This window comes from Pseudanabaena mucicola FACHB-723 (assembly GCF_014696385.1).
In the GTDB taxonomy this organism is placed as follows: Bacteria; Cyanobacteriota; Cyanobacteriia; order Pseudanabaenales; family Pseudanabaenaceae; genus Pseudanabaena.
In genome coordinates this window covers 15859-38151 of sequence record NZ_JACJQB010000033.1, presented here as the reverse complement: position 1 = coordinate 38151, position 22293 = coordinate 15859, and the positions used below count along the sequence as shown (strand labels likewise).

At 43.8% G+C, this 22293-nt stretch carries 20 protein-coding genes, 2 tRNA genes and 1 pseudogene; 15 read left to right on the top strand and 8 right to left on the bottom strand.

The features are described 5' to 3' along the window. Window positions 1-140 (bottom strand): annotated as a pseudogene (locus H6F41_RS14120) (photosystem II q(b) protein); the annotation flags it as partial. 124 nt (window positions 141-264) lie between these two features. Here H6F41_RS14120 and ribD point away from each other — a divergent pair. Continuing rightward, entirely contained in the window at window positions 265-1380 is a 1116-nt protein-coding gene (gene ribD, locus H6F41_RS14115; RefSeq protein ID WP_242023049.1) for a bifunctional diaminohydroxyphosphoribosylaminopyrimidine deaminase/5-amino-6-(5-phosphoribosylamino)uracil reductase RibD, read from the top strand. Window positions 1381-1413: 33 nt separating this feature from the next. On the opposite strand, the gene H6F41_RS14110 is transcribed toward ribD, so the two are convergent. Beyond that, a complete protein-coding gene (locus H6F41_RS14110) occupies window positions 1414-2736 on the bottom strand; it encodes a cytochrome P450 (RefSeq protein WP_190404112.1) in 1323 nt (440 codons plus the stop codon). A 20-nt stretch (window positions 2737-2756) separates the two neighbouring features. Next, window positions 2757-3467 (bottom strand): tRNA (guanosine(46)-N7)-methyltransferase TrmB, encoded by a 711-nt coding sequence (trmB, locus tag H6F41_RS14105; protein ID WP_190404111.1) that lies wholly within the window; start codon window positions 3465-3467, stop codon window positions 2757-2759. A gap of 147 nt (window positions 3468-3614) precedes the next feature. On the opposite strand from trmB, the gene H6F41_RS14100 reads away from it, so the two are divergent. The 4 genes from H6F41_RS14100 to ftsH all read left to right on the top strand — a co-directional run bounded on the left by H6F41_RS14100 (window position 3615) and on the right by ftsH (window position 7927). After that, a complete protein-coding gene (locus H6F41_RS14100) occupies window positions 3615-4637 on the top strand; it encodes a phosphotransferase (RefSeq protein ID WP_190404110.1) in 1023 nt (340 codons plus the stop codon). Between the two features lie 141 nt (window positions 4638-4778). Next, the gene (locus tag H6F41_RS14095) at window positions 4779-5528 is read left to right on the top strand and encodes a HEAT repeat domain-containing protein (protein ID WP_190404109.1); all 750 of its coding nucleotides are present in this window, start codon (window positions 4779-4781) and stop codon (window positions 5526-5528) included. 86 nt (window positions 5529-5614) lie between these two features. Beyond that, window positions 5615-5685 (top strand) — tRNA-Gly (locus tag H6F41_RS14090). 370 nt (window positions 5686-6055) lie between these two features. Continuing rightward, complete coding sequence (ftsH, locus tag H6F41_RS14085; protein WP_190404108.1) at window positions 6056-7927, top strand: ATP-dependent zinc metalloprotease FtsH; 1872 nt, start codon at window positions 6056-6058, stop codon at window positions 7925-7927. Window positions 7928-7984: 57 nt separating this feature from the next. Here the strand turns inward: ftsH and H6F41_RS14080 are convergent. Continuing rightward, window positions 7985-8066, bottom strand: a tRNA-Leu gene (locus H6F41_RS14080). Window positions 8067-8370: 304 nt separating this feature from the next. On the opposite strand from H6F41_RS14080, the gene H6F41_RS14075 reads away from it, so the two are divergent. Next, on the top strand, window positions 8371-9012 hold the full coding sequence (locus tag H6F41_RS14075; RefSeq protein ID WP_190404107.1) for a peroxiredoxin: 642 nt from the start codon (window positions 8371-8373) through the stop codon (window positions 9010-9012). 72 nt (window positions 9013-9084) lie between these two features. Here H6F41_RS14075 and H6F41_RS14070 read toward each other — a convergent pair whose 3' ends face one another. Continuing rightward, window positions 9085-9318 carry an NIL domain-containing protein gene (locus tag H6F41_RS14070; protein ID WP_242023048.1) on the bottom strand — a complete coding sequence of 78 codons (234 nt, stop codon included), beginning with the start codon at window positions 9316-9318 and terminating at the stop codon, window positions 9085-9087. Window positions 9319-9618: 300 nt separating this feature from the next. Here H6F41_RS14070 and H6F41_RS14065 point away from each other — a divergent pair, with 300 nt between their 5' ends. From H6F41_RS14065 to H6F41_RS14050, 4 genes are all read left to right on the top strand, one after another. Continuing rightward, window positions 9619-9963 carry an MGMT family protein gene (locus tag H6F41_RS14065; protein ID WP_190404105.1) on the top strand — a complete coding sequence of 115 codons (345 nt, stop codon included), beginning with the start codon at window positions 9619-9621 and terminating at the stop codon, window positions 9961-9963. A gap of 74 nt (window positions 9964-10037) precedes the next feature. Then, window positions 10038-10910 (top strand): formyltetrahydrofolate deformylase, encoded by an 873-nt coding sequence (gene purU, locus H6F41_RS14060; RefSeq protein ID WP_190404104.1) that lies wholly within the window; start codon window positions 10038-10040, stop codon window positions 10908-10910. Window positions 10911-11060: 150 nt separating this feature from the next. Continuing rightward, a complete protein-coding gene (gene psb28, locus H6F41_RS14055) occupies window positions 11061-11402 on the top strand; it encodes a photosystem II reaction center protein Psb28 (RefSeq protein ID WP_190404103.1) in 342 nt (113 codons plus the stop codon). Window positions 11403-11418: 16 nt separating this feature from the next. Then, window positions 11419-11934 (top strand): MogA/MoaB family molybdenum cofactor biosynthesis protein, encoded by a 516-nt coding sequence (locus tag H6F41_RS14050; protein ID WP_190404102.1) that lies wholly within the window; start codon window positions 11419-11421, stop codon window positions 11932-11934. A gap of 18 nt (window positions 11935-11952) precedes the next feature. Here the strand turns inward: H6F41_RS14050 and H6F41_RS14045 are convergent, their stop codons facing one another. Next, window positions 11953-12759, bottom strand: coding sequence for an MOSC domain-containing protein (locus H6F41_RS14045; RefSeq protein ID WP_190404101.1), 807 nt, complete (start codon window positions 12757-12759; stop codon window positions 11953-11955). Between the two features lie 274 nt (window positions 12760-13033). Between H6F41_RS14045 and H6F41_RS14040 the strand changes: the two genes are divergently transcribed. Together H6F41_RS14040 and H6F41_RS14035 are read left to right on the top strand one after the other, a co-directional pair. Next, window positions 13034-14131 carry a hypothetical protein gene (locus H6F41_RS14040; RefSeq protein WP_190404100.1) on the top strand — a complete coding sequence of 366 codons (1098 nt, stop codon included), beginning with the start codon at window positions 13034-13036 and terminating at the stop codon, window positions 14129-14131. 123 nt (window positions 14132-14254) lie between these two features. Further along, a complete protein-coding gene (locus H6F41_RS14035) occupies window positions 14255-15640 on the top strand; it encodes a UDP-N-acetylmuramoyl-tripeptide--D-alanyl-D-alanine ligase (RefSeq protein ID WP_190404099.1) in 1386 nt (461 codons plus the stop codon). A 69-nt stretch (window positions 15641-15709) separates the two neighbouring features. Here H6F41_RS14035 and H6F41_RS14030 read toward each other — a convergent pair whose 3' ends face one another. Then, a complete protein-coding gene (locus H6F41_RS14030; protein ID WP_190404098.1) occupies window positions 15710-20158 on the bottom strand; it encodes a PAS domain S-box protein in 4449 nt (1482 codons plus the stop codon). Between the two features lie 51 nt (window positions 20159-20209). Between H6F41_RS14030 and H6F41_RS14025 the strand changes: the two genes are divergently transcribed. From H6F41_RS14025 to H6F41_RS14015, 3 genes are read left to right on the top strand one after another with little or no spacing between them, the layout of a single operon-like run. Next, a complete protein-coding gene (locus tag H6F41_RS14025; protein ID WP_190404097.1) occupies window positions 20210-20437 on the top strand; it encodes a hypothetical protein in 228 nt (75 codons plus the stop codon). Window positions 20438-20484: 47 nt separating this feature from the next. Continuing rightward, window positions 20485-21066: a peptide deformylase gene (gene def, locus H6F41_RS14020; RefSeq protein ID WP_190404096.1), complete on the top strand. Its 582-nt coding sequence runs from the start codon at window positions 20485-20487 to the stop codon at window positions 21064-21066. Window positions 21067-21120: 54 nt separating this feature from the next. Then, on the top strand, window positions 21121-21483 hold the full coding sequence (locus H6F41_RS14015; RefSeq protein WP_190404095.1) for a DUF2237 family protein: 363 nt from the start codon (window positions 21121-21123) through the stop codon (window positions 21481-21483). Window positions 21484-21514: 31 nt separating this feature from the next. Here H6F41_RS14015 and pyrF read toward each other — a convergent pair whose 3' ends face one another. Beyond that, complete coding sequence (gene pyrF, locus H6F41_RS14010) at window positions 21515-22240, bottom strand: orotidine-5'-phosphate decarboxylase (protein WP_190404094.1); 726 nt, start codon at window positions 22238-22240, stop codon at window positions 21515-21517. Between the last annotated feature and the right edge of the window lie 53 nt (window positions 22241-22293).

Below are 22293 nucleotides of genomic sequence, written 5' to 3'. Positions count from 1 at the left end.
CAAATGGTCGCTGCGAGTAAGCAAGGGATCATGATTACGCCGAACCAACCTACATAGAGGCGGTTGTTGGTGCTGGTGATCCAATTGCAAAATTGATCCCAGATAGATGCGCTTTCGCGTCTCTGTACTGCTGTGGTCATGGGTTTATGATTGCGTTGAGGTTTATGATTTATGTATTTAGCTTTCGCTATGTGATTAATATAACTTTACATATATATTTTTGTAAAGCGTTTGTAACACTAATCTATCCTTAGGTTGATCTGTATGTCTGGATATCCGCACCCGCTTTCTGACTCAATGCACCATGAACGTTGGATGCAGCAATGTCTTGAGTTGGCGAAGCGTGCAAGGGGGAAAACCGCACCCAACCCCATGGTGGGCAGTGTAATTGTTAAAAATGGTCAATTGTTAGGTCAGGGTTTCCATCCTAAGGCTGGTGAACCCCATGCGGAGGTATTTGCAATCCGTGAGGCTTTGCAAACGGATGAAAATTTAGATGAGGCAACTATATATATAAGTCTAGAGCCATGTAATCATCATGGACGCACACCACCATGTTCTGAGGCGATTATTGCGGCGGGGATCGGTAATGTGGTGGTGGGTGTCATCGATGCGAATCCACAAGTAGCTGGGACTGGCTGCGATCGCCTTCGGGCAGCAGGGATTAATGTAACGACTGGCATCTTAGAACAGCAATGTCTCGAATTAAATGAAGCATTCTTCCATCGCGTTAAGACTGGTTTGCCCTTTGGCATTTTCAAATATGCAATGACTCTTGATGGCAAAATTGCCACAACTTCAGGACATAGCTATTGGATTACTCAACCTGAAGCGCGAAAAGTTGTCCATGACCTCAGAGTTGGCTGTGATGCGATCATTACGGGCGGAAATACAGTCCGTCTCGATAACCCTAATTTAAATACCCATGGATTGAGTGAGCATTGCCCTTTGAGGGTGGTCGTTACCCGTAGTTGTAATTTGCCCGACCAAGCGAATTTATGGAAAGTGAATGATGTCGAAAAGACCTTGGTAATTACTTTGCCTGATGTTAATTTGCCTTTAAAGCAGAAGCTACGCGATCGCAATATTGAGGTGCTAGAGCTAGCTGATATCTCTCCTGAAATAGTCATGCAAGAATTAGGCAAACGAGGTTGCAATACAGTTTTATGGGAATGTGGTGGCAGATTAGGGGCAGCCGCGATCAAAGCCAACATGGTTCAGAAAATCTATGCTTTTATTGCACCCAAGTTAATTGGTGGTTTTGCTGCACCTAGTCCCATTGATGATCTTGGTTTGGAGTTAATGACTGATGCCATAAATTTATCGCGATCGCAATTTCAACAGATCGGCGCAGACTTTTTAATTACTGGTTATCTGTAACCAAGTGATGGCGGCGCTCTGCGCCGCCATCACTTAGAGTTTTTGAAACTTGACTCTCAATCCATCCTTGGGGCGGAGAGTGGGAATCGGAAATGGTTCGAGATTTTGCGATCGCAAAATCTCCCATTGATAATTGCGTAACAAATTCGCAGCTATGATTTTCATTTCTAGTTTGGCAAAAGCAATACCAACACAGATTCTCGCGCCGCCACCAAATCCGATCAGACTAAAGGGTTTTTGCTTATGTTCTTGACGTTCAGGGCTAAAGCGATCGGGATCGAACTGGTCAGGGTTGGGATAGATATCTGACTGCTTGTGGGTAATCATGATCGAATAGAGAACTAGCCAACCCTCAGGCACATGGTAGCCATTAAACTCAAAGGGTTTAACAACACCACGGAAGCCGCCACCCACTGGCGGACGTAAGCGCTCAATTTCTTGAAAAATTTGATCTAAGTAGGGCATCTTGCCAATTTGCTCAAGATTTAATGTCCCTGTTTGGGCAAGTGCCATTTGTTCTTGTCTCGCCCGTTCTAAAACCTGAGGATGACGAGCTAGCTCTAAGCAAAACCAAGTCAACATTGAAGTGGTGGTTTCATGCCCCGCAAATAGCATCAGCATCGCCTGTGCCTTTAGTTCCTCTAGGCTAAATTTGCCACCATCTTCATCTTCAGCCTGTATCAACATACTCAGCACATCATGGGTCGGATTTTGCTGACGCTCCTTCACAACCTTAGTGATGTGTTGCAACAGTTGATCTCTTGCTCGCGTCGCCTTGCCCAATGTTGTAAAAGGCAAATCAAAGGGTGCGATCGCAAATAATCCATTGCTTAAAGTTGCAAATAATTTGCTTAACCGCTCCACTTCTTCACCTGCATCTGTCCCTAACAAAAGCTGGCTTGCCACCTCAAAGGTAAACTTCTTGAACTCATAGAACCAAGTAAATTCACCCTGCTGTGTCCATTTATCAAGATATCGCTGTGTAATTTCCTCCATGGTCGAGAAATAGCCTGCGAGAGCCTGTCCATGGAAGGCCGGCATCATTAACCGCCGATTACGACGATGTTCTTCTCCGTCCTGTAGAAATAGTGATTTACCCAGCAAAATTTTGAAATTATCTGGCCATCCTGCTTCCCATGAGAAACAGTCCATATGGCTAGACAAGACAAACTCCGCCGCTTCAGAGCCAATCATGAATATGGTTGGTCGCCCCAGCAAACTTGTTTTGGAGATTGCCCCATACTTGGCATATTGCTTGGCGGCAAATTGACGATCAAACAAAAAATTGAGTGTTTGCCCCAAAATTGGCAATCCAAGCTCTCCAGGGGGTAAATTGGTCTGCCGATAGTTAGTCATTTATTTATGTTTACTGACGTTTACTTGCGTTTAAAGTAGGCGCGGTATACAGGCAAACCTTGAGAGATTACTGAGCTTTCGCGTTCAGTGGGAATATGCTCAGGAAAAATTGTATCGTCAGCAAAATTCCCTGCTCCTGCCAGATTAACAAAATTTTCATTAGCATCAAAATGTTGGCGCATATCTTCGGCTACTTCCAACACATCAGACTGCAAAAACACATCGGCATTAGGCACAAGCAAGTCTGCTAAAGTGGCGACTAACTCAGGTTGGACAGCACGACGTTTCTGTTGCCGACGTTTAAACCAAGGATCGGGAAATTGAATCGTTACTTCCCTCAATGAGCTTTTGGTTAACAGTCCCGCTAGCGATACATTGGCATTGCAAAAGATGTAATGCAAGTTCTTTAAATTCAATTCGTCGCGCACTTCATTACAGCGATCGACTAACGGCTCTCTAATTTCCAATCCCAAAAAATTCCAATCGGGCTTGAGCTGTGCCATCTGCAAAATATAGCGTCCCCGCGCCGAGCCAATATCAAGGCTAAGGGGTTGTGAAAAATCTGCATAGACATCTGTCCATATTGGTGGTGCAACCGCCACACTATATTTTTTTGCTAGTGGGTTAACATGTTCACGCACACGCGCTCGTCGCGATACATTCTCATTGCTAACGTTGACAATGAGTTCACTAGGGGGACTTTGGGGTTGGGAAGTTGAAGAGTTTTGCATAGTATTCAAGGATACCTGAAAATAAAACCTAGATAAAAAGGTTGGCAATCAGGCAAAAAATGTTGTTTGGTTTTTGACAAACAATTTTGATTTTGACTCTACGGTATATGTGGATAACATCCAAAATTCACCAACTTATCGATCTCTATGCCCGTCGCGGATCGGTCTCTAAAGCATGTCTCCCATATGCCTGACCATCTCTTTCCCGTTACCTATTCCACCCTTGCACCGCAGGCATTAGTTGATCGTGTGCTGTGCCATTATGCGATCGGTAAAGTTACCAATTGTGTCTTTTGGATGCGGGGACTCAGCGACATTTATCTAGTGGAATCAGGAGATAACCACTATGTATTGCGAGTTTCCCATACCCATTGGCGATCGCAGTCTGAAATTGAATTTGAACTCGAATTATTAGAGTTTTTACATCAAAATCATATTCCTGTTGCCTATCCCCTCAGTACCCATGACGGCAAATTAGCGATCGAGATCCCTGCCCTTGAGGGCAAGCGCTATGCTTGTTTATTTACCTATGCCGCAGGGCAAGTTGCTGTCGGTGATCTAAATCGATTACAGGCGCAAAAATTAGGGGAAACACTGGCAAATTTGCATAGGGTATCTCAAAAATTTCAATGTCATGCCCACCGCACTCACTTAACAATTGACTATTTATTAGATGACTCTTTGCGAGATCTAGCACCGTTTTTAACTACATCCGCAAGATTGTATATGAACGATGCGATCGCAAATATCAAAGAACAAATTTGTCATTTACCTCAAGAAGCGCCGATTTGGAGCGTTTGTTGGGGCGACCCTCATAGTGGCAATGTCCATTTCACCGAAAATAATGAGATCACCCTGTTTGACTTTGACCAATGCGGTTATGGTTGGCGCTCGTTTGACATTGCCAAATTTTTGCAGGTGACTTTGCAAGCAGGCATCAGTCCTAGTGTTCGTAAAGCTTTTTTGCAGGGGTATCAAGCAGTGCAACCCCTTGAAGTTATAGAACTGACATGTATGCAACCCTTAATGCAAGTTGCCCAGATTTGGTCATGGGCGATTAGTGTTAAATCTGCGATTGTCCATAATCACAGCAAACTTGATCATAGCTACTTTCACTATCGCCTCGAACATTTCAAGATGTTGAGATCGCCCGACTGGAAGCCATTCTAAAAATATAGATTGTTCCGCGTTGTCAGCAATTAGCAAGAGCGGCAAAACAGCTCCCTCTAATTTTTTGTCTCCAATACTGTAAGATATCAACTACACCGTGGGGCAGCCCGTTCTGCTCAATCTTTTGCCATGACAATCGCCATGACACGCAATGACGACTTAAATATTTTAGACATCGAAGCCTCCCCCCTCAGTCCCTTGGACTTGCCACCCGAAGAGGAAATGCCTCTTCCCGATCCTGACGAGATGTTGGCACTGCTCAACTCAGACATTATTTTAGAGAGAATGCAAGCAGCGAGAGCTTTTTGTGAATTGGAAGATCAAAGAGCGATTCCCAGACTAATTGAACTTCTACAGGATGAATGCCCTCTAGTGCGTGTCAGTGCCGCCTATGCGCTTGGTAGAAATAAAAGCGATCTGGCGATCCAACCTCTAATTGCCCAACTTAACCAAGACTGGAACGGCTATGTCCGCAAAGGAATCGTTTGGGCTTTAGGCACATGCCGTGCCACATTAGGTTTGCAACCACTCATCTCGGCACTGAAATATGACATTACGGCTGTACGTCTGTGGGCAGCCAGTGCCTTGGGACAGTTAGGCGATATCCAAGCGATCGAGATTTTGACTACTGCTTTAACCGATGACACCATGTCTGCGGTTCGTGGCAACTGTGCATGGTCACTGGGTAAATTGATTGTAAAAATGAGTCGTGAGTCTGATTTTGATGACGAAATCTATCATGATGCTGTAGATGCCTTGATCAATGCCCTTGATGATGATGACCTAAGTGTACAGACCGACGCGAGAAATGCCTTGAGGAAACTTGGAGATCCCCGTGGACTGAAAGTCTTAGATCGCATCGAAATGGATCAAGGCTATTGCGAGTTTTAAATAGCTAGCGAGGATTTTTGAAAAAAGTTTTGACAAAATTGCGATCGCTGCTATCATTGTTAACTGCATGAGATAACTATGCACTCGCGAATGTAGTTTAGTGGTAAAACCTCTGCCTTCCAAGCAGATGTTGCGGGTTCGATTCCCGCCATTCGCTTAAATACTTCAATCTTATTTTCCTTTACAAATGTCTGTGTTGTACGTGTATACCTATAGTCAAGCAAGTCAAGACACAAACCCAAAATAGAGTTGCGGCGCTTCGCGCCGCAACTCTATTTTGGGTTTTGGATTTGTCCTAACGGCTAAGCTATACATCTATACATATAGATGCAAGCTGTATGCGTCAGTTTACAGAGTTTGCCGTTAGCTAATGCTCACCGCTAAACCAGCACCAGCATTATCGATCCAAAGACGGATTCTGAGGTCGTTACGATAGATCCTAGACTGCTTGCGTTAAGATTAGTTAATTAAATCATTCGTTCTTGGCAAAATCGTCTAAGAACATCTCTATTGATGGAGCAGTAGTAGTGAAAAGCAATAATAAAAACGACAATAATAATAAAAAGTGGAAAAACTTTGGTCTATATGCACTGCTTGGCATCGTTGTCATTACCTTAGGGACAACTCTGCTCGATAGTCAGCCCGCCGCTCAAAGCGAATGGCGCTACAGCAAATTACTCGAAGAGGTAAGAAAAACTCCCGCAGGTGTTTCTCGGATTACCCTTAGCCCCGATCGCACTTTTGCAGAAGCTACCATCCCCGGTGGACCAGAAGGCAAGAAAAAAGTGCGTGTCAATTTGCCTAACGACCCTGACTTCATCAAAACCCTCAGAGACAACAATGTTGAACTAGATGTCGCTCCTCGCCGCACCGATGGCGCATTGATTCAAACCTTAAGTAGTCTGATTTTGCCAATCCTCCTTTTAGTTGGCTTGTTCTTTCTACTCCGTCGCGCCCAATCTGGTCCTGGCAACCAAGCCATGAACTTTGGTAAGTCCCGCGCCCGTGTGCAGATGGAGCCTCAAACCCAAGTCACCTTCACCGATGTTGCTGGTATTGAGCAAGCCAAGTTTGAACTGACCGAAGTTGTAGACTTCCTCAAAAATCCTGATCGCTTTACCGCTGTCGGCGCAAAAATTCCTAAAGGCGTACTGCTAGTTGGCCCCCCCGGAACAGGTAAAACCCTACTAGCCCGTGCTGTTGCTGGTGAAGCTGGCGTACCTTTCTTCAGTATTTCTGGTTCTGAATTCGTAGAAATGTTCGTTGGTGTGGGCGCATCCCGTGTGCGTGACCTGTTCGAGCAAGCTAAAGCAAACGCACCATGTATCGTATTTATCGATGAAATTGATGCAGTTGGTCGTCAACGCGGAGCTGGTCTCGGTGGTGGTAATGATGAGCGTGAACAAACCCTCAACCAGTTACTTACTGAAATGGATGGCTTTGAAGGCAACACAGGCATCATCATTGTGGCAGCAACTAACCGTCCTGATGTTCTCGATGCCGCACTACTACGTCCCGGTCGTTTCGATCGTCAAGTGGTAGTTGATCGTCCTGACTTTGCGGGTCGTCTCGAAATTCTTGGAGTCCATGCACGCGGTAAGACTCTATCTAAGGATGTTGATCTCGAAAAGATTGCCCGTCGTACCCCCGGATTTACAGGCGCTGATCTTTCTAACCTGTTGAACGAAGCTGCAATTCTTGCGGCTCGTCGCAACTTGACCGAAATCTCGATGGATGAAATCAATGATGCGGTTGATCGTGTCTTGGTTGGACCTGAGAAGAAAGATCGCGTCATGAGCGAAAAGCGCAAAGAATTAGTTGCTTACCATGAAGCTGGTCATGCTCTAGTCGGCGCTTTGATGCCTGACTATGACGCAATTCAAAAAGTAACCATCATTCCCCGTGGTCGTGCTGGCGGCCTAACATGGTTCTTGCCTACTGAAGAAAGAATGCAGAGCCGTGCCTATTTGCAAAACCAAATGGCTGTTGCCCTTGGTGGTCGCATTGCTGAAGAAATCGTCTTTGGTGATGAGGAAGTTACCACAGGTGCATCCAGTGACCTACAACAGGTTGCCTCGATTGCGCGTCAAATGGTGATGCGTTTTGGCATGAGCGAGAAGCTTGGTCCAGTTGCTCTCGGTCGTTCTAATGGCAATATGTTCTTAGGTCGTGATATTGCCGCTGAGCGTGATTTCTCCGAAGAAACCGCAGCTACTATTGATGAAGAAGTTGGTATTTTAGTAGCTGATGCTTACCGTCGTGCCAAGCAACTGTTAATTGACAATCGCCATATTCTTGATAAGATTGCCCACGATCTTGTTGAGCGTGAAACTGTTGATGCTGAAGAGCTACAACAGATTTTGGAAACCAATGAATTAAAATTGGCTGCTGCACTGTAAGTTAATTGCTATTCTAAACAACAAAAAAGCTCGCACTGCGAGCTTTTTTGTTGTTTATGCGGAACGGGGGACTTGAACCCCCAAGTCTTTCAACACATGTACCTGAAACATGCGCGTCTACCAATTCCGCCAGTTCCGCATTGGTTGGTTATCTGTCGAGCTATCTGCTCTGACGCATCTAACTGGCAGTTATTAAGTGTGGGGTAAAATTTGCATAATGTCAATTGTTTGGAATATTGCGATCGCAATATTAACTACGCAGATTATCGATAATCGCATAATCATTAACTCTAGTTAACTTTTACTCAACTTTCAGAGGATAGTGTCATAATCTACAGTAAAGCTATGGGAATACCGCCCTATGGGGCTAGTTGTTTTTCCAATGATCTTGTATCTTAGATTTGTAACAAAGAAGACCGAACTAAAACACTAGACTAAAAACTATGACACTGCGTTTAGGCGATACCGTACCCGATTTTACTCAAGACTCTACCGAAGGCGTAATTAACTTTCATGAGTGGATCGGTGATCAATGGGCAATTTTATTCTCTCACCCCAAGGATTTCACTCCTGTTTGCACCACCGAGCTAGGCACTGTGGCTAAGCTCAAGCCAGAATTTGACAAGCGCAACATTAAGGCGATTGCCTTGAGCGTCGATGGCGTTGAATCTCACAAGGGCTGGGTTAGCGATATTGAAGAAACTCAAAATGCTACCCTCAACTATCCGATTCTTGCTGACGAGGACAAAAAAGTTTCGGAACTCTATGACATGATTCACCCTAACTCGGCAACAGGTAATACCTTGACCGTGCGATCGGTGTTTATCATCGACAACAACAAAAAGCTCCGTCTGAGCTTGACCTATCCTGCTAGCACAGGTCGTAACTTTGACGAAATCCTGCGTGTTATTGACTCTTTGCAGTTGACTGATAACTACAGCGTCGCTACCCCTGCTAACTGGAAAGATGGCGATGATTGTGTAATTGTGCCTTCAGTTTCTAATGAAGAAGCCAAGACCAAGTTCCCTAAAGGATTTAATCCTGTTAAACCTTACTTGCGTTTGACTCCTCAGCCCAACAAATAATCGCCATAGGCATTAACCCAAAAGGGGTGCGGCGCTTAGCGCCGCACCCCTTTTGGGTTTTAAAAACTATTCTTACCAGCTTTCCTCTTCGACTGCCGTTTTATCCCAGATTTCTAAATCTAACTCTTCTAAATAAATAATTCCAGTTTGAATTTGTTGAGTTGTTCCAGTTAGCTCTAAAGTGAACCAGCCATCCTCATCTCGGCTTTCGCCTAGAAGGGCGGCAATGATATTCACGGTTAGACCATGTTCACAAGAGAGACGAGAGATGATGGGTTCTCCGTAACAGCTTCTCGGTACCCGCATAGCTATGCGGGTTGTCGTTCGCCGTTTCTCTTCTGTATTTACTGTAGCTCTGGAATCGATGCATTCCGCCGCTAGCATTGAAGTATCTCCAGTGCAAATGTCTTAATGTTTTGACATTTACCATAGTAGCTAAAGTTTTACGGAAATGGAAGTGACGACAGTCACCAAATCTATAAAGAATATAAATTTTATAGCTATACTCCCTTCCCATTGAAGGATTACATGTTGCGGCGCGAAGCGCCGCAACGCTCATTTTTGATTTTGTCCTAACATAACTGGCTATAGCTATACTTAATTGCCATGAGTACCAATCCAACAACCTATGATCGCATTTATGATGTGGTGCGACAGATCCCATTGGGACGAGTTGCGACCTATGGACAAATTGCGGAGTTATCCAATTTAGCAGGTAAGGCAAGACTGGTGGGTTATGCACTCTATCGGGTTGACATGCAAAATTTAGATATTCCTTGGCAGCGTGTGGTTAATGCTAAAGGCGAAATCTCCCTTTCCCCCCTACGCTTTGGCACAGACTATTTGCAGCGTGACCTGTTGGAAAATGAAGGAATTAGCTTTAATGATGCAGGTAAGATCAATCTGCGAAAATATTTGTGGCAACCACATAAATCTCAACCTGTTGACTAAAAAGTTCGCAGAACGACCTTTTTAGTCATTGCATATTACTTCAGCGCACAATGCGGCAAAGTACGAAAAACTCTATGACTACAGCGACTTTACTTGTTTCTTGTCCCGACCAAAAAGGTCTAGTGGCGAAAATTTCTGACTGGGTATTTTCCCACGGTGGGAATATTCTCCATGCCGATCAACATGCTGATAGCACGGCAGGATTATTTTTGATGCGGGTTGAGTGGGAACTTGATACATTCGATTTGGCGCGTCCAGAGATTGAGCCAACCTTTGCCAAATTGGCGATGGAAATTCAGGCAAGGTGGAGTATTCATTTTTCTGATTACGTGAGGCGGATTGCTATTTTTGTTTCTAAGCAGGATCATTGCCTCTATGACTTGATCTTGCGGCAAAGATCCCATGAGCTTTCGGCGGTGATTCCTGTGGTGATTAGCAATCATCCTGATTTAGAAAAGGTCGCCCACAACTTTGGGATTAATTATCATCATATTGCGATCGCACCTGACAATAAATTGGCGCAGGAAAAGCAGCAACTTGCCTTACTCAAGCAATACAAAATCGATCTGGTGGTGCTGGCAAAATATATGCAGGTGTTAAGCCCTGAATTTCTAGCACAGTTTCCACAGGTGATTAATATTCACCATTCATTTCTACCCGCTTTTGCGGGAGCAAATCCTTACCATCGCGCCTATAAACGTGGTGTCAAGATCATTGGGGCAACTGCCCATTATGTCACCGATGAACTAGACGAAGGACCAATTATTGAACAAGATGTAATTCGGGTTTCGCATCGTGATTCGGTGACTGACCTGATTCGTAAAGGCAAAGATTTAGAACGGATTGTCCTTGCGAGGGCGGTGCGTCAGCATTTACAAAATCGTGTTTTGATTTACGGACAATCGGCGAACTCTGATTTAGGGCTACGCACAGTTGTCTTTGATTAGGTGCAAGTGAGGTTGACCTAATCGAGACTAAAGGTCATCCATTTACTCTCATAAGATGGTGATTTTGGGTTATGTTGATACAGATACACTTTTATTAATAAAGTTCGATCTAAGTTTTTAAATTAAAGTTTTAAATCAAGGTTTGCAAAAATGACAGCAAAAATACAGTTGACACGCGGCATTGACGAAGAAGCCACAGACGTAAAGATCACCCGATCTAAGGACGGAGATACCAGTGTTGCTGTGTTTATCTTCGACGCTCCTAAATGTATGACTGGTGCAGATGCTGGCACTAATGAAATTTTAGGTATGTATATGATTGATGAAGAAGGTGAAATGGTGACTCGCAATGTGAACGCCAAATTTATCAATGGTAAATCCGCAGGGATTGAAGCAATTCATAAGATTAGTGGCGATCGGGAATGGCAACGCTTTCTGAGATTTATGAATCGCTATGCGGAATCTAATGGTATGAGTCTCAACAAGGCATAAATCAATAAGGCAGACCATGAAACCCTCTCAAAATCCCTGTCCTGATCCACCTTCCTATCGAGTTCATTGTGCGGTGATTACGGTTAGTGATACTCGTACAACTGAAAATGATAAAAGTGGCAACTTTATTAAGCAATCGATGCTCAATGCTGGTCATCTGATTGACTATTACGCAATAGTCAAAGATGAACCCGATCAAATTCTTGAGCAGATGGCAAAATTAGCGGAAGTTCATGACTTAGATGCGATCATTCTTAATGGGGGGACAGGGATTGCCCCTAGGGATACAACCTATGATGCGATCGCAACTTTGCTGGAAAAGACTCTGCCAGGGTTTGGCGAAATGTTTCGGTATTTGAGTTGGCAAGAGGTTGGCTCACGGGCCATTGCTTCGCGATCGGAGGCAGGAATTTATCGAGGTAAGTTAGTTTTTTCGCTACCGGGTTCTAGTAATGCCGTCAAATTAGCGATCGAGCAACTGATTTTGCCAGAGATTATTCATCTGGTACGCCAACTCAAGGGTCTGCATTAGCTAGTCCTTACTCTCCCGCTACGTGGGAGAGAGAACCGCATCGCCCATTTTGAGAAATTTACCTGCTTCTGTAATGGGAATGCGTGTATTCAGTGCAAGACGATAGAAGTGATTGAATCGTGACTTTTCAACTTGCTGTGGTAAGGTTGCTTGTCTTTGTTTTGCAAAAATTTTAGTAAAATCGGGATAAATTTTGCCAGTAAGAGGGTCGCGTGTAGGGACGGGGCAACGCTGACAGGGATTAGTGCCTAGAAACTGCACATCACCAATGCGAAAGGGAACGGTTTCTCCTGCCTTGGCGAATAGATGATCTTCCCAGAAAGGTTCGGTATCGATAATTTCTAAATTGGTACGGAAGCGATCGCGAATTTGATTTAACTCGATTGGAGCATGGATATACCAGCTTTGTACAGTAATTAGGGTAGCTTCAGAAATGATGGTTGCTCCCCATGCATCAGGATCGTCAGGGAATCCACTGCCAGCATTTTGGCGAATTTCTACGGGTTGTCCAAAAAATTGACTAAACCAATCGGCGAGCAAATCTTGCTCTTGATCTAAATGGAAAGTTGATACTTTTTTATAACTTTTATGAGTTGGATGATCGGGAATTTGCAGATTAACTAAACGCTCGTCTAAATCATAACTGGCTCTGATGAGATGTATTTGGGGATAGCGCTTGGCATTGATGTAGTTACCAGATTGATCAAATAGGGCAAATTCGCGATCGCATTTTAATGCGCCACCCTCAGAAATCTGGACTTGATTCAAGGCGATCGGATCGAGGGACTTAATCGGGAAAACGAGAATTTTGCCAAGTCTTGCCATAGTTAGAATTATTGGGGAATTTGCATAAATCGCCTCAAGCATCCTGAAATCATGCTGTTTGGGGTTTGATCTAATAAGTAACTAAAACCACTAAAACCAAGAATCAGAGAGTGAGTCGCCCGCGAAGCGGGCAACTCACTCTTCTGGGTTTAAGGCTATTTATGCCGAACTACTTACGCTAATGGATAAGTATTTTTAACCATCCCTTAACAAAGTCATAGAAGCAAAATATAATGTCGTTAATTTAAAAACAACTTTTATTCTTGGGGTTCAAATGACTAGATATACTCTTGCCGATAATTTGGCAGAAGATATTATTGGTATTGCCGATTCTTCTGTTCCTAGTCTAGCGAATATTTGGGCAAAGAAGTATATCCAAAACTTGCATTCAGAACCTTCCCCACAGGCTCAGTCGAACAATTTAGCAGAAATTCTCGCCCCCGAAAGACGAAAAGAAACCGCAGCGAATTTATTGCAGGCTTTACGCTTCTCTAGCGCTCAAGCATGGGCAAAAACAGAAAATTTGCTGATGGGGCAGTTGCAAGCCCATGGCATTTCTGCGGATTTAATTGATCCTTGGCAAATTGCAATGGATTCTCGATTCTTGTTAGAGAAGACCCTAGAGGTTTACACCAATAATGCGGAGAATCGGCTGATCACACTAGACATAGTTGAGAATGGGCAGAACGTCACTCTCTCAAGCTATACCCAATTGCCGACAGTGGGACAGCTATCAGTAGCAATTGCTCAAAGTGTTGGTCAAATTCGCACAAAATATACATCGGTTGATCCGCGAGCGATCGGCTTTGTGAGTATGCAATTCCACTACAGTGGACAAATTTTGCTGGATGCATTACCACCTGTAGAAAAACTGATGGTCAACTCCTACTTCAAGGTGATTGATGATCATCTCTATATGCCATTGCAAAGATGTTACGATGCGGCAGGAAATCTTGATTATGACGATATTGCTCTGGAATCTGTGCGGCAATTGTTATCTTTGACTAGTGAAATTGCAAGACAAGTTTCTCAAAAGACTTTGATTATGTATTCTGACTATCAATGTCATAGTGGCGTTTTGAGTTCTCCCCAAATTCGGATTTCCAGTCTTCGTGATATTGAGATGTTTCAGGTTTATTTGTGCTTGTGTGTATTAGAGCGAAATGTTAATTCGATTCAGCAAGAACTCTTCCCTCTTTGCGTAATGCTATATCCGCCCTTAAAGGTTAGTTGGGAGCTGGTTCGGACTCTTTTAAGATTACTTTCTCAGGAAATGTCTAACCATTTACATGAGCGATATGTAATGGAATTTATGCCTTACATTACGACTTTGAATGAAATGTTTAGTGATGATGTGTTGCCTGAAGCCTGATAATAGTAAGGCTTAATATGCTAAGTCTATAAACTTGGTGAAACGATCTATTTCGCAGAGATTTTTGCCAAGTTTCAGGATGCGATCTTAAGCACGAAACAGCTAAGCACAGAAAAATTAAGCATGACTCGTATTTGTACCATTAGCCAAGCAATTGCTATTACTGCGGCAACAACTGCCAATATTGATGAACAGGAGCAAAACAACTTAGAGATTAGTGCCGTTGTTTCTGATAGCCGCAAAATCAAGGCTGGTGAGCTATTTGTTGCTTTAACTGGTGAGAATTTTGATGGTCATGGCTTTGTGGCAACTGCGATCGCACAGGGGGCTGTGGCAGCAATTGTCAATCATGAATGGGCTAGCTCCAAGGCTGCATTGGGATTACCGATTCTTGCCGTTGCTGATACGTTAACTGCCTATCAAGCCTTAGCATGTTGGTGGCGATCGCAATTTGCTCGCCCCGTTGTAGCAATTACTGGCTCGGTTGGCAAAACCACTACTAAAGAGCTTATTGCAAGTATGTTAGCTTGCTATACTACTCCTGAACATCGGGTACATAAGAGTCAGGCGAATCATAATAATGATATTGGTGTGGCGCAAACCTTGTTAGCCATTGATCCTGAGCAGGATGATTTTGCGGTTGTGGAAATGGGAATGCGCGGCTTAGGTGAAATTGAGCGTCTTGCCAAAATCACTTTACCCACGGTCAGCGTTATTACCAATGTGGGGACTGCTCATATTGGACGATTGGGATCACGGGAAGCGATTGCGATCGCAAAATGTGAACTGTTAGCGAAAACGCCTGCGATGGGGACAGCAGTGCTGAATGCGAGTAATTCTCTTCTTTTGGAAACAGCAAGCAAGGTGTGGCAAGGAAAAACGATCACCTATGGGCTGGGGATTGGTGATGTTAATGGAGAACTGATAGATCATCGCCTGTACGTGGAAGGAATGTCATGGGATTTACCATTACCAGGACAGCATAATGCCCTTAACTTTTTGGCAGGACTTGCGGTACTCAGAGCCTTAAACCTTGATTGGCAGAAGACCACACAAGGTTTGGGGAAGTTGAATTTGCCCTTTGGTAGAGCGGAGTTATACGACTTGCCTCAGAATGTGACCGTTCTCGATGAAACCTATAATGCTTCTCCTGAAGGAATGCTGGCGGCTTTGCGGCAATTGGCAGATATGCCAGCCAATCGGCATTGGGCCGTATTAGGGACGATGAAAGAATTGGGGGATATGTCCTATCAATTGCATTATCAAGTGGGGGAGGCGATCAGTAAGTTAGGAATTAAAGGAGCGATTATCTTGACCGATGGTGAAGCGGATGCAATTTTAGCAGGGGCAAATGGCTCTTTAAAATTTGCGATCGCATGTCAGTCTTACGAAGAAATCACACAGACACTTTTACAAAAGGTAGAAAGTGGCGATCGTATTTTGTTTAAGGCTTCCCGCTCGGTGGGTATGGATCAGGTTTCCCAAGCTTTCCGTCAAGCTTGGCAATAGTTAAACTCTAAAGCCTGTGGTGCACGCTGCGCGTGCGCCACAGGCTAATTATCCGAAGATCGATTTGCTTCATTTAGCGCGGCAATTCTCTCTTCGGCGGAGCTGTTCTTGAATGACTGAACCCAGATGTGATAGTTGTACAGGCTTACTGAGATATTCATCTGCGCCAACGGCTAAACAATTCTCACGATCGCCAACCATTGCCAAAGCGGTAAGCACAACAATAGGAATATCTGCAATATCTGGATTAGCCCGAATTTCTCTAATTGCAGTTAATCCATCCATAATTGGCATTTGAACATCCATAATTACCAGATCAGGCTTGTGGGTAAATATCAGCTCAATTGCTTCCTGTCCATTAGCTGCCATAATGAGGCGATATCCCTGACTGATTAAATAACTAGAAAAGGTTTCTACATTAAAGGGATTATCATCGGCTAATAAAATTAATGAGTTAACATCTATTTGGGAATGCTCGTCACGATTTCCATTGTTAAGATGGTCACTTGAGGTATTGTGTTCAGGGGATGGAAGATTACTTTTCTTGAATTCTGCTGCTCCTATATATGGCACAGAAATCGAGAAACAACTACCCTCACCAACCTGACTGCTGACATCAATACTGCCGCCATGGAGTTCCGTGATTTTTTTAACCAAAGTCAGTCCCAAACCAGTGCCAGCATATTGACGACTGAGGCTGCTATCAATTTGGACAAAGGGCTGAAATAACTTGTCCAGATCTTCAGGAGAAATACCAATACCTGTATCAGTAATCGCAAAGATTAGCTTTTGGGAAAGTGCGATCGCACTTTCATTGGTACTTTCGTCAATAGTTTCCAGTTTAACCTCCAGATCAACCTTGCCATTGTTCGGCGTAAATTTAACCGCATTGCTCAATAGATTGATTAACGATTGACGCATCCGCCGTTCATCGACATTGATAGCTGTAACTTCAGGTTGAATTACGACCTGTAATTGAATGTTCTTTTTTAGCGCTGTTTGTTTCACGAAACTCAGACTAGATTGGCATAGATATTTGACATCCACAGGCTGGATGTCTAGCTCTAGATTGCCTGAGCCGATTTTAGCAACATCTAAAATGTCATTAATTAATTCCAGTAAATGTTTCCCACTACTCTCAATAATTGATAGCGATCGCATTTGACGTTCATTTAGTTCCCCAAATACTTTAGTCATCAATCCTTCTGCCATGCCTAGCACCGCATTGAGCGGAGTCCGCAACTCATGGCTCATATTGGCAAGAAATTCATCTTTAAGTTTAGTAGCACGGGCTAAATCCGTATTCACAGATATTAACTGCTGATTAGCTAATAGCAGCTCTTGGGTACGTTGTTCTACTCGCGATTCCAATTTTTGATTAAGTTGATAGAGCGCTGTGATTGCTTCTTGACGCTCGATTTCGGCACTAACCCGCGCTGCAAAAACCTGCAATATTGCAGTCGCTCTTTGTGATTTAGTAATCGGCTTATCATCAAAAATACAAAGGCTACCCGTTGCTTCCCCTTGACTATTAACGATCGCAATGCCCATATAGGAAATTGCGCCTAAGTTCCTAATCATCTCATTGTCTGCAAATTGTTCTAATAAGTTGGCAGGACAAAAGAGTTTACCTTCTGTGACGGTGATCGAGCATGGCGTATTGTGAATCGGTATTATCGATGGGTTGCCAAGCTGCCCATCACTCCATGAGATCGATATTTCGAGAGTATCGCCAACAACTTTAGTCACAAAAACATGACGGACTTCTAGCGCTTTGGCAATGTACTCTACTAAGGTTGGCAAGAAGTTTGCGCCCGTATGCGCCGCTGTACCCTCCACCAGACTTTGCAAAGACTCCTCGGCTTGTTTCCTTGCATTAATATTTTCGATTACCCCCACAAAAAGCGGTGATTTAATGCTTTCATCAGATATTTTAGAACTCGTGCTGCGTACCCAAATCACTTCTCCATCGCGATTGACCAACCGCTTCTCTATTTGATAGCTATCATGAACATTCTGCATCACCAATTCGCGCAGTCGTAGATTTTCCGCCAGATCATCCTCTAGGGTGCGATCTCTAAAGGTCATCAGTTCCAATTCACTTTCAGAATAACCAACCATCTGTTGATAGTAAGGATTAGTGCGAATAAATTGTCCATTCGCATCGGTAATCACCATTCCAATGGGAGACTGGTTAAACATGGCACTCAGCAAGGATTCACTAGCGCTCAATTTTTGTTCACTTTGTTTCAACGCCCGTTCTGCTAGGGTGCGTGCGCTCATATCACGCACAATAATTAAGACTTCATTCTCGGCACAGACAGCAATGCGAACCTCTTCGATATGGAAATGTCCATTGATCGTCAGTTCCTGCTCATAGATTTGACTTTCCCCTGTTTCTAAAGCTTTGCGAATATATTCCATGCGCGTTCTGGCTAAATTAATGGGGTAAGTCGTGCTATAGATATTTTGACCAATGATTTCCGCATTATCAAATACATCAAATGTATCTGGGGGAAAAAAGTCTAGGTAAATGCCGTCGCCAGACATTCGCATAACCAAATCGGGCAGCGCTTTAATTAAGGTTTGTTGTTGCCTTTCACTTTCCCTGAGGGCATTTTCTGCTTGTTTTTTCTCAATCGCCAAGCTTGCCAAATTGACGGCAAAATTTACGAGTTCAACTTCGCTATGGTTGGGCTGGCGCATCTCTTGATAATAAACAGCCAAAGTACCCAAAACATGATTGCCCGACTTTGTAAAAATTGGGCTTGACCAACAAGCGCATAGTCCTAAACTTATTGCCATGTCTCGATAGTTGTGCCATAACGGATCGTTATAGATATCAGTAACAATAACCGCTTCTTTGCGATAGGCGGCAGTTCCACAGGAGACAACACCCTCCCCAATTTCAACTCCATTGACCGCTTGGATATATTGTTCTGGCAGACTTGGTGCGGCTTGATGGAAGAGTCGATTTCCTTCTAATAGCAAGACGGAACAATGGATATGACTGGCTTGCGATTCAACGATTTGGGCGAGTAATGTCAAAATATCCGATAGCTCTGCATCATTGGCGAGTAGCTCTAATATTTGGCTTTGTCCTGCTAGTAATGCATCTTGGCGTTTGCGATCGCTAATGTCTTCAGCAACTGCGGCAATTTGTTCGACTTTTCCTTGAGCATTGTTTAGTGGAAAGCAGCGCCCCCCCACCCATCGTATTTCGCCATCAGGACGAATAATGCGATATTCTTCGCTAAAAAATCCACTATGAACTGTATGTTTGTAAGCTTCTAAAATGCGATCGCGATCTTCAGGATGAATTGACTGCATCCAACTTTGAGGATCTTGATATATGCCCTTACTTGATTGTCCCCATATTTCTTCGTATCGTGGGCTGACATACAGCACTTTTCCCGTTTGCACCTCACGAATGATAATGGCGCTACGGTTGTTATCGGCAAACTGACGAAACATATCACCATTAATTAAGGCGCTCGGATATTCTTGCACCTGTCTTTCTAGTAATTGGTTCCGACTTTTCAAAAGTGCGCTATTTTCTTGTTCTAGTTGGGATATTTTGGTTTCTAATATCGAAACCAACTGATAAACCTCGTCAGGTTGCAATGTTTTGAGCAGATCGCCCTGACTGATCACCCCCTGCATCTGTCCATGTTGATCAGTAATCACTAGATGGTTAACCATCTGCGTTTGCATGATCTCTCTCACTGTCCATAGGGTTTCCTCTGGGCGAACCTGAGTAGGTAGGAAACTCATTACTGTTTGGGCGGAGGTAGTCATCAGGTCTAACCCCAGCGCAAGGTACTGCACAATATCGCCTTCCGTCAAAATACCTACGGGTAATATTTTTTGTCCTTGCTGCTCCACAATTACCACCGAACTAACATTGTGGTATGACATCAAATGAGCAATTTGGGCGGCGGAAGTCTCTGGCTTGGCATAGACTACATCGGTCGTCATGACCTCACTGACAACCCGTAAGCGTAACAAATCAATAGGTCGCAAGAGTTGCCGCAAGCTTTCATGGGTAATTAATCCTACCAATTCGTTGTGATCATTAACGAGGGGTAAATGGCGAATTTTGTAGCGATTAAACCGATTAAGCGGCACAAGGATATCTGTAAATTCCCATTCCAGTAATGCCCTCACAGGGTATGTCATTACCTCGACAATGCTGGTCTCCAGCAAATTTTGGATAGAGTTTTGTGGCGTATTTTCACTAGGCTCTACTGATTGCGTACTGTTCCCACAGAGCTTGATGAGATCATACTCTGTCAAAATCCCAATTAATTTTTGATCTTCGGTAACAATAATGCAGCTATTTTTAGCATGGTCTAACTGTAAAGTTGTCGCGGAATCAATATCACAAAATAAGTTGCAAGCTTGTCTCTCGGCACTCATCAGAGCAATGGCATCGGCAACTGTCGCATCAGCCGTGATGGTTAAAGGCTGACGGATAATCGCTTGCTCGATCGGTATTTCTCCACGATTAGAATACATAGATTTGTTGATGCTAAAATATGCCTTGATATTTTGTTAGGAAAACAATATATGTCCACTAGACGTAGTGATAGTGCCTTTCCTGTTAGTTATAACCGCGATACCGATAGCTTGGTCGAAGGCATGACTAAACGGGAATATTTTGCGATTATGATCATGCAGAGTTTGACTACCGCCGATATTAAGTTTGAAGATGAGTACCAAAAAGCGCGTCTAGCCGTGGCTGAGGCTGATGCACTCATTGATATTTTGGCATATGAAGCCAATCCTAAAGCCTAGATGTCCTTGCAGCCTATCATCAAAATATACGTTCAGGTTATGAATTCATGCTTTTTCGAGCGCTTAACCAAATATTGTCACAATTTATCAGTTTATTTCGTAAGCCCCAAACATTAAGCGTGTGCAAGCTTGGCAACCCTCAGTTAAGGGAAATCGCTCAGCCGATTACTGATGTTTGCGATCGCAAAATTCAGCAATTGATCGATCAAATGTTGATTACGCTCAAGGAAAGCCGAGGTGTGGGTTTGGCAGCTCCCCAGATTGGGCAGTCTCTACAATTATTGATCATTGCGTCTAATCCTAATGATCGCTATCCCGATGCGCCAGCAATGGAGCCGACAGCCATGATTAACCCCAAAATTATTTCCCATTCCGATCAGATGGAAAAGGGGTGGGAAGGTTGTCTATCTGTGCCGATGATTCGCGGACTGGTACCACGCTATCGTGAAGTTGAAGTAGCGTATATCGATTGCCAAGGCAATCAGCAAATAGCAAAATTAACTGACTTCGTTGCAAGGATTTTCCAGCATGAGTATGACCATTTGGAAGGTAAGGTCTTTTTGGATCGGGTAGAAACAAATTTAGATCTAGTATCGGAATCGGAATATTACAAAATTATTGCTAAATAACTAAAAGAATTAAAAGAGTCGCTTGGCGACTCTTTGGCTTAAAGGATGTAAATTATGGCAGAAGTAAAAAATGTCTTGGGCGAAAAACTCGCGCTTTGCTGTTCATCGCCAGTAACAGGGTTTTATCGGGATGGATTTTGTCAGACAGGCGATCGTGATTTGGGTGTCCATGTCATCTGTGCCGCAGTCACCGATGAGTTTTTGGCTTTTACCAAAGCGCAGGGTAATGACTTACAAACGCCGATGCCAATGTATAACTTTGCTGGTTTGAAAGCAGGCGATCGCTGGTGTCTTTGTGCCTCGCGTTGGAAAGAAGCTCTCGATGCAGGTGTCGCGCCACCCGTAGATCTCTCCGCCACCCATGAAGCTGCTTTAAAAGTTGTATCTCTCGATGAATTACAACAACATGTCCTTTAAGTCAAAAGAGTCGCGTTGCGACTCTTTTGACTTAGCTCAATTCTTGACAAATGTTTTCCCAAGCCATGACAGGATCAGGTGCAGCCGTAATCGGTCTACCGATGACTAAATAATTTGTGCCTGCGGCAATCGCATCTTTAGGTGTCATCACGCGACTTTGATCTCCATGGGCTGTACCTGCGGGACGTACTCCGGGAGTCACAAAGCATAAATCATCGCCATTGATTGATTTGACTTGCGATCGCAAATTTGCCACTTCATGGGGTGAGCAAACTATACCTGTAAGCCCACTATCTCTCGCTAGTTTGACCAAATGGGATACATAGTCTGAAACTTCTAAAGGTACTTGCAAATCAGAAGCTAATTCCCTTGCCGAGGTACTGGTTAGCAGCGATACGGCTAACAATTGCGTATTGGAGTCCTGCACCTCCGCTTGGGCAGCTTGCATCATCGCCTTGCCACCCGATGCGTGAATTGTGAGGAAATCTGCACCATATTTAGTGGCAACTCGACAGGCTGAGGCAACCGTATTGGGGATATCGTGGAGTTTTAAATCTAAAAAAACCTTTTTATTACGAGCCTTCAACTCCTGCAAAATTATCTTGCCGTCGGCAATAAATAGCTCTAGCCCTACCTTCCAGAACTCAACATCAGGAATGCGATCGCATATTGCGATCGCCTCTGCTGCTGTGGGCAGATCCAAAGCCACAATAATTTTTGACTGAGGGGTTACTTCAGGATTAAGGTTTATTTTCATTGTTTTATCGCGAATTTAAACGATACTAGAGCCTAATCCTATTACGTATTGTC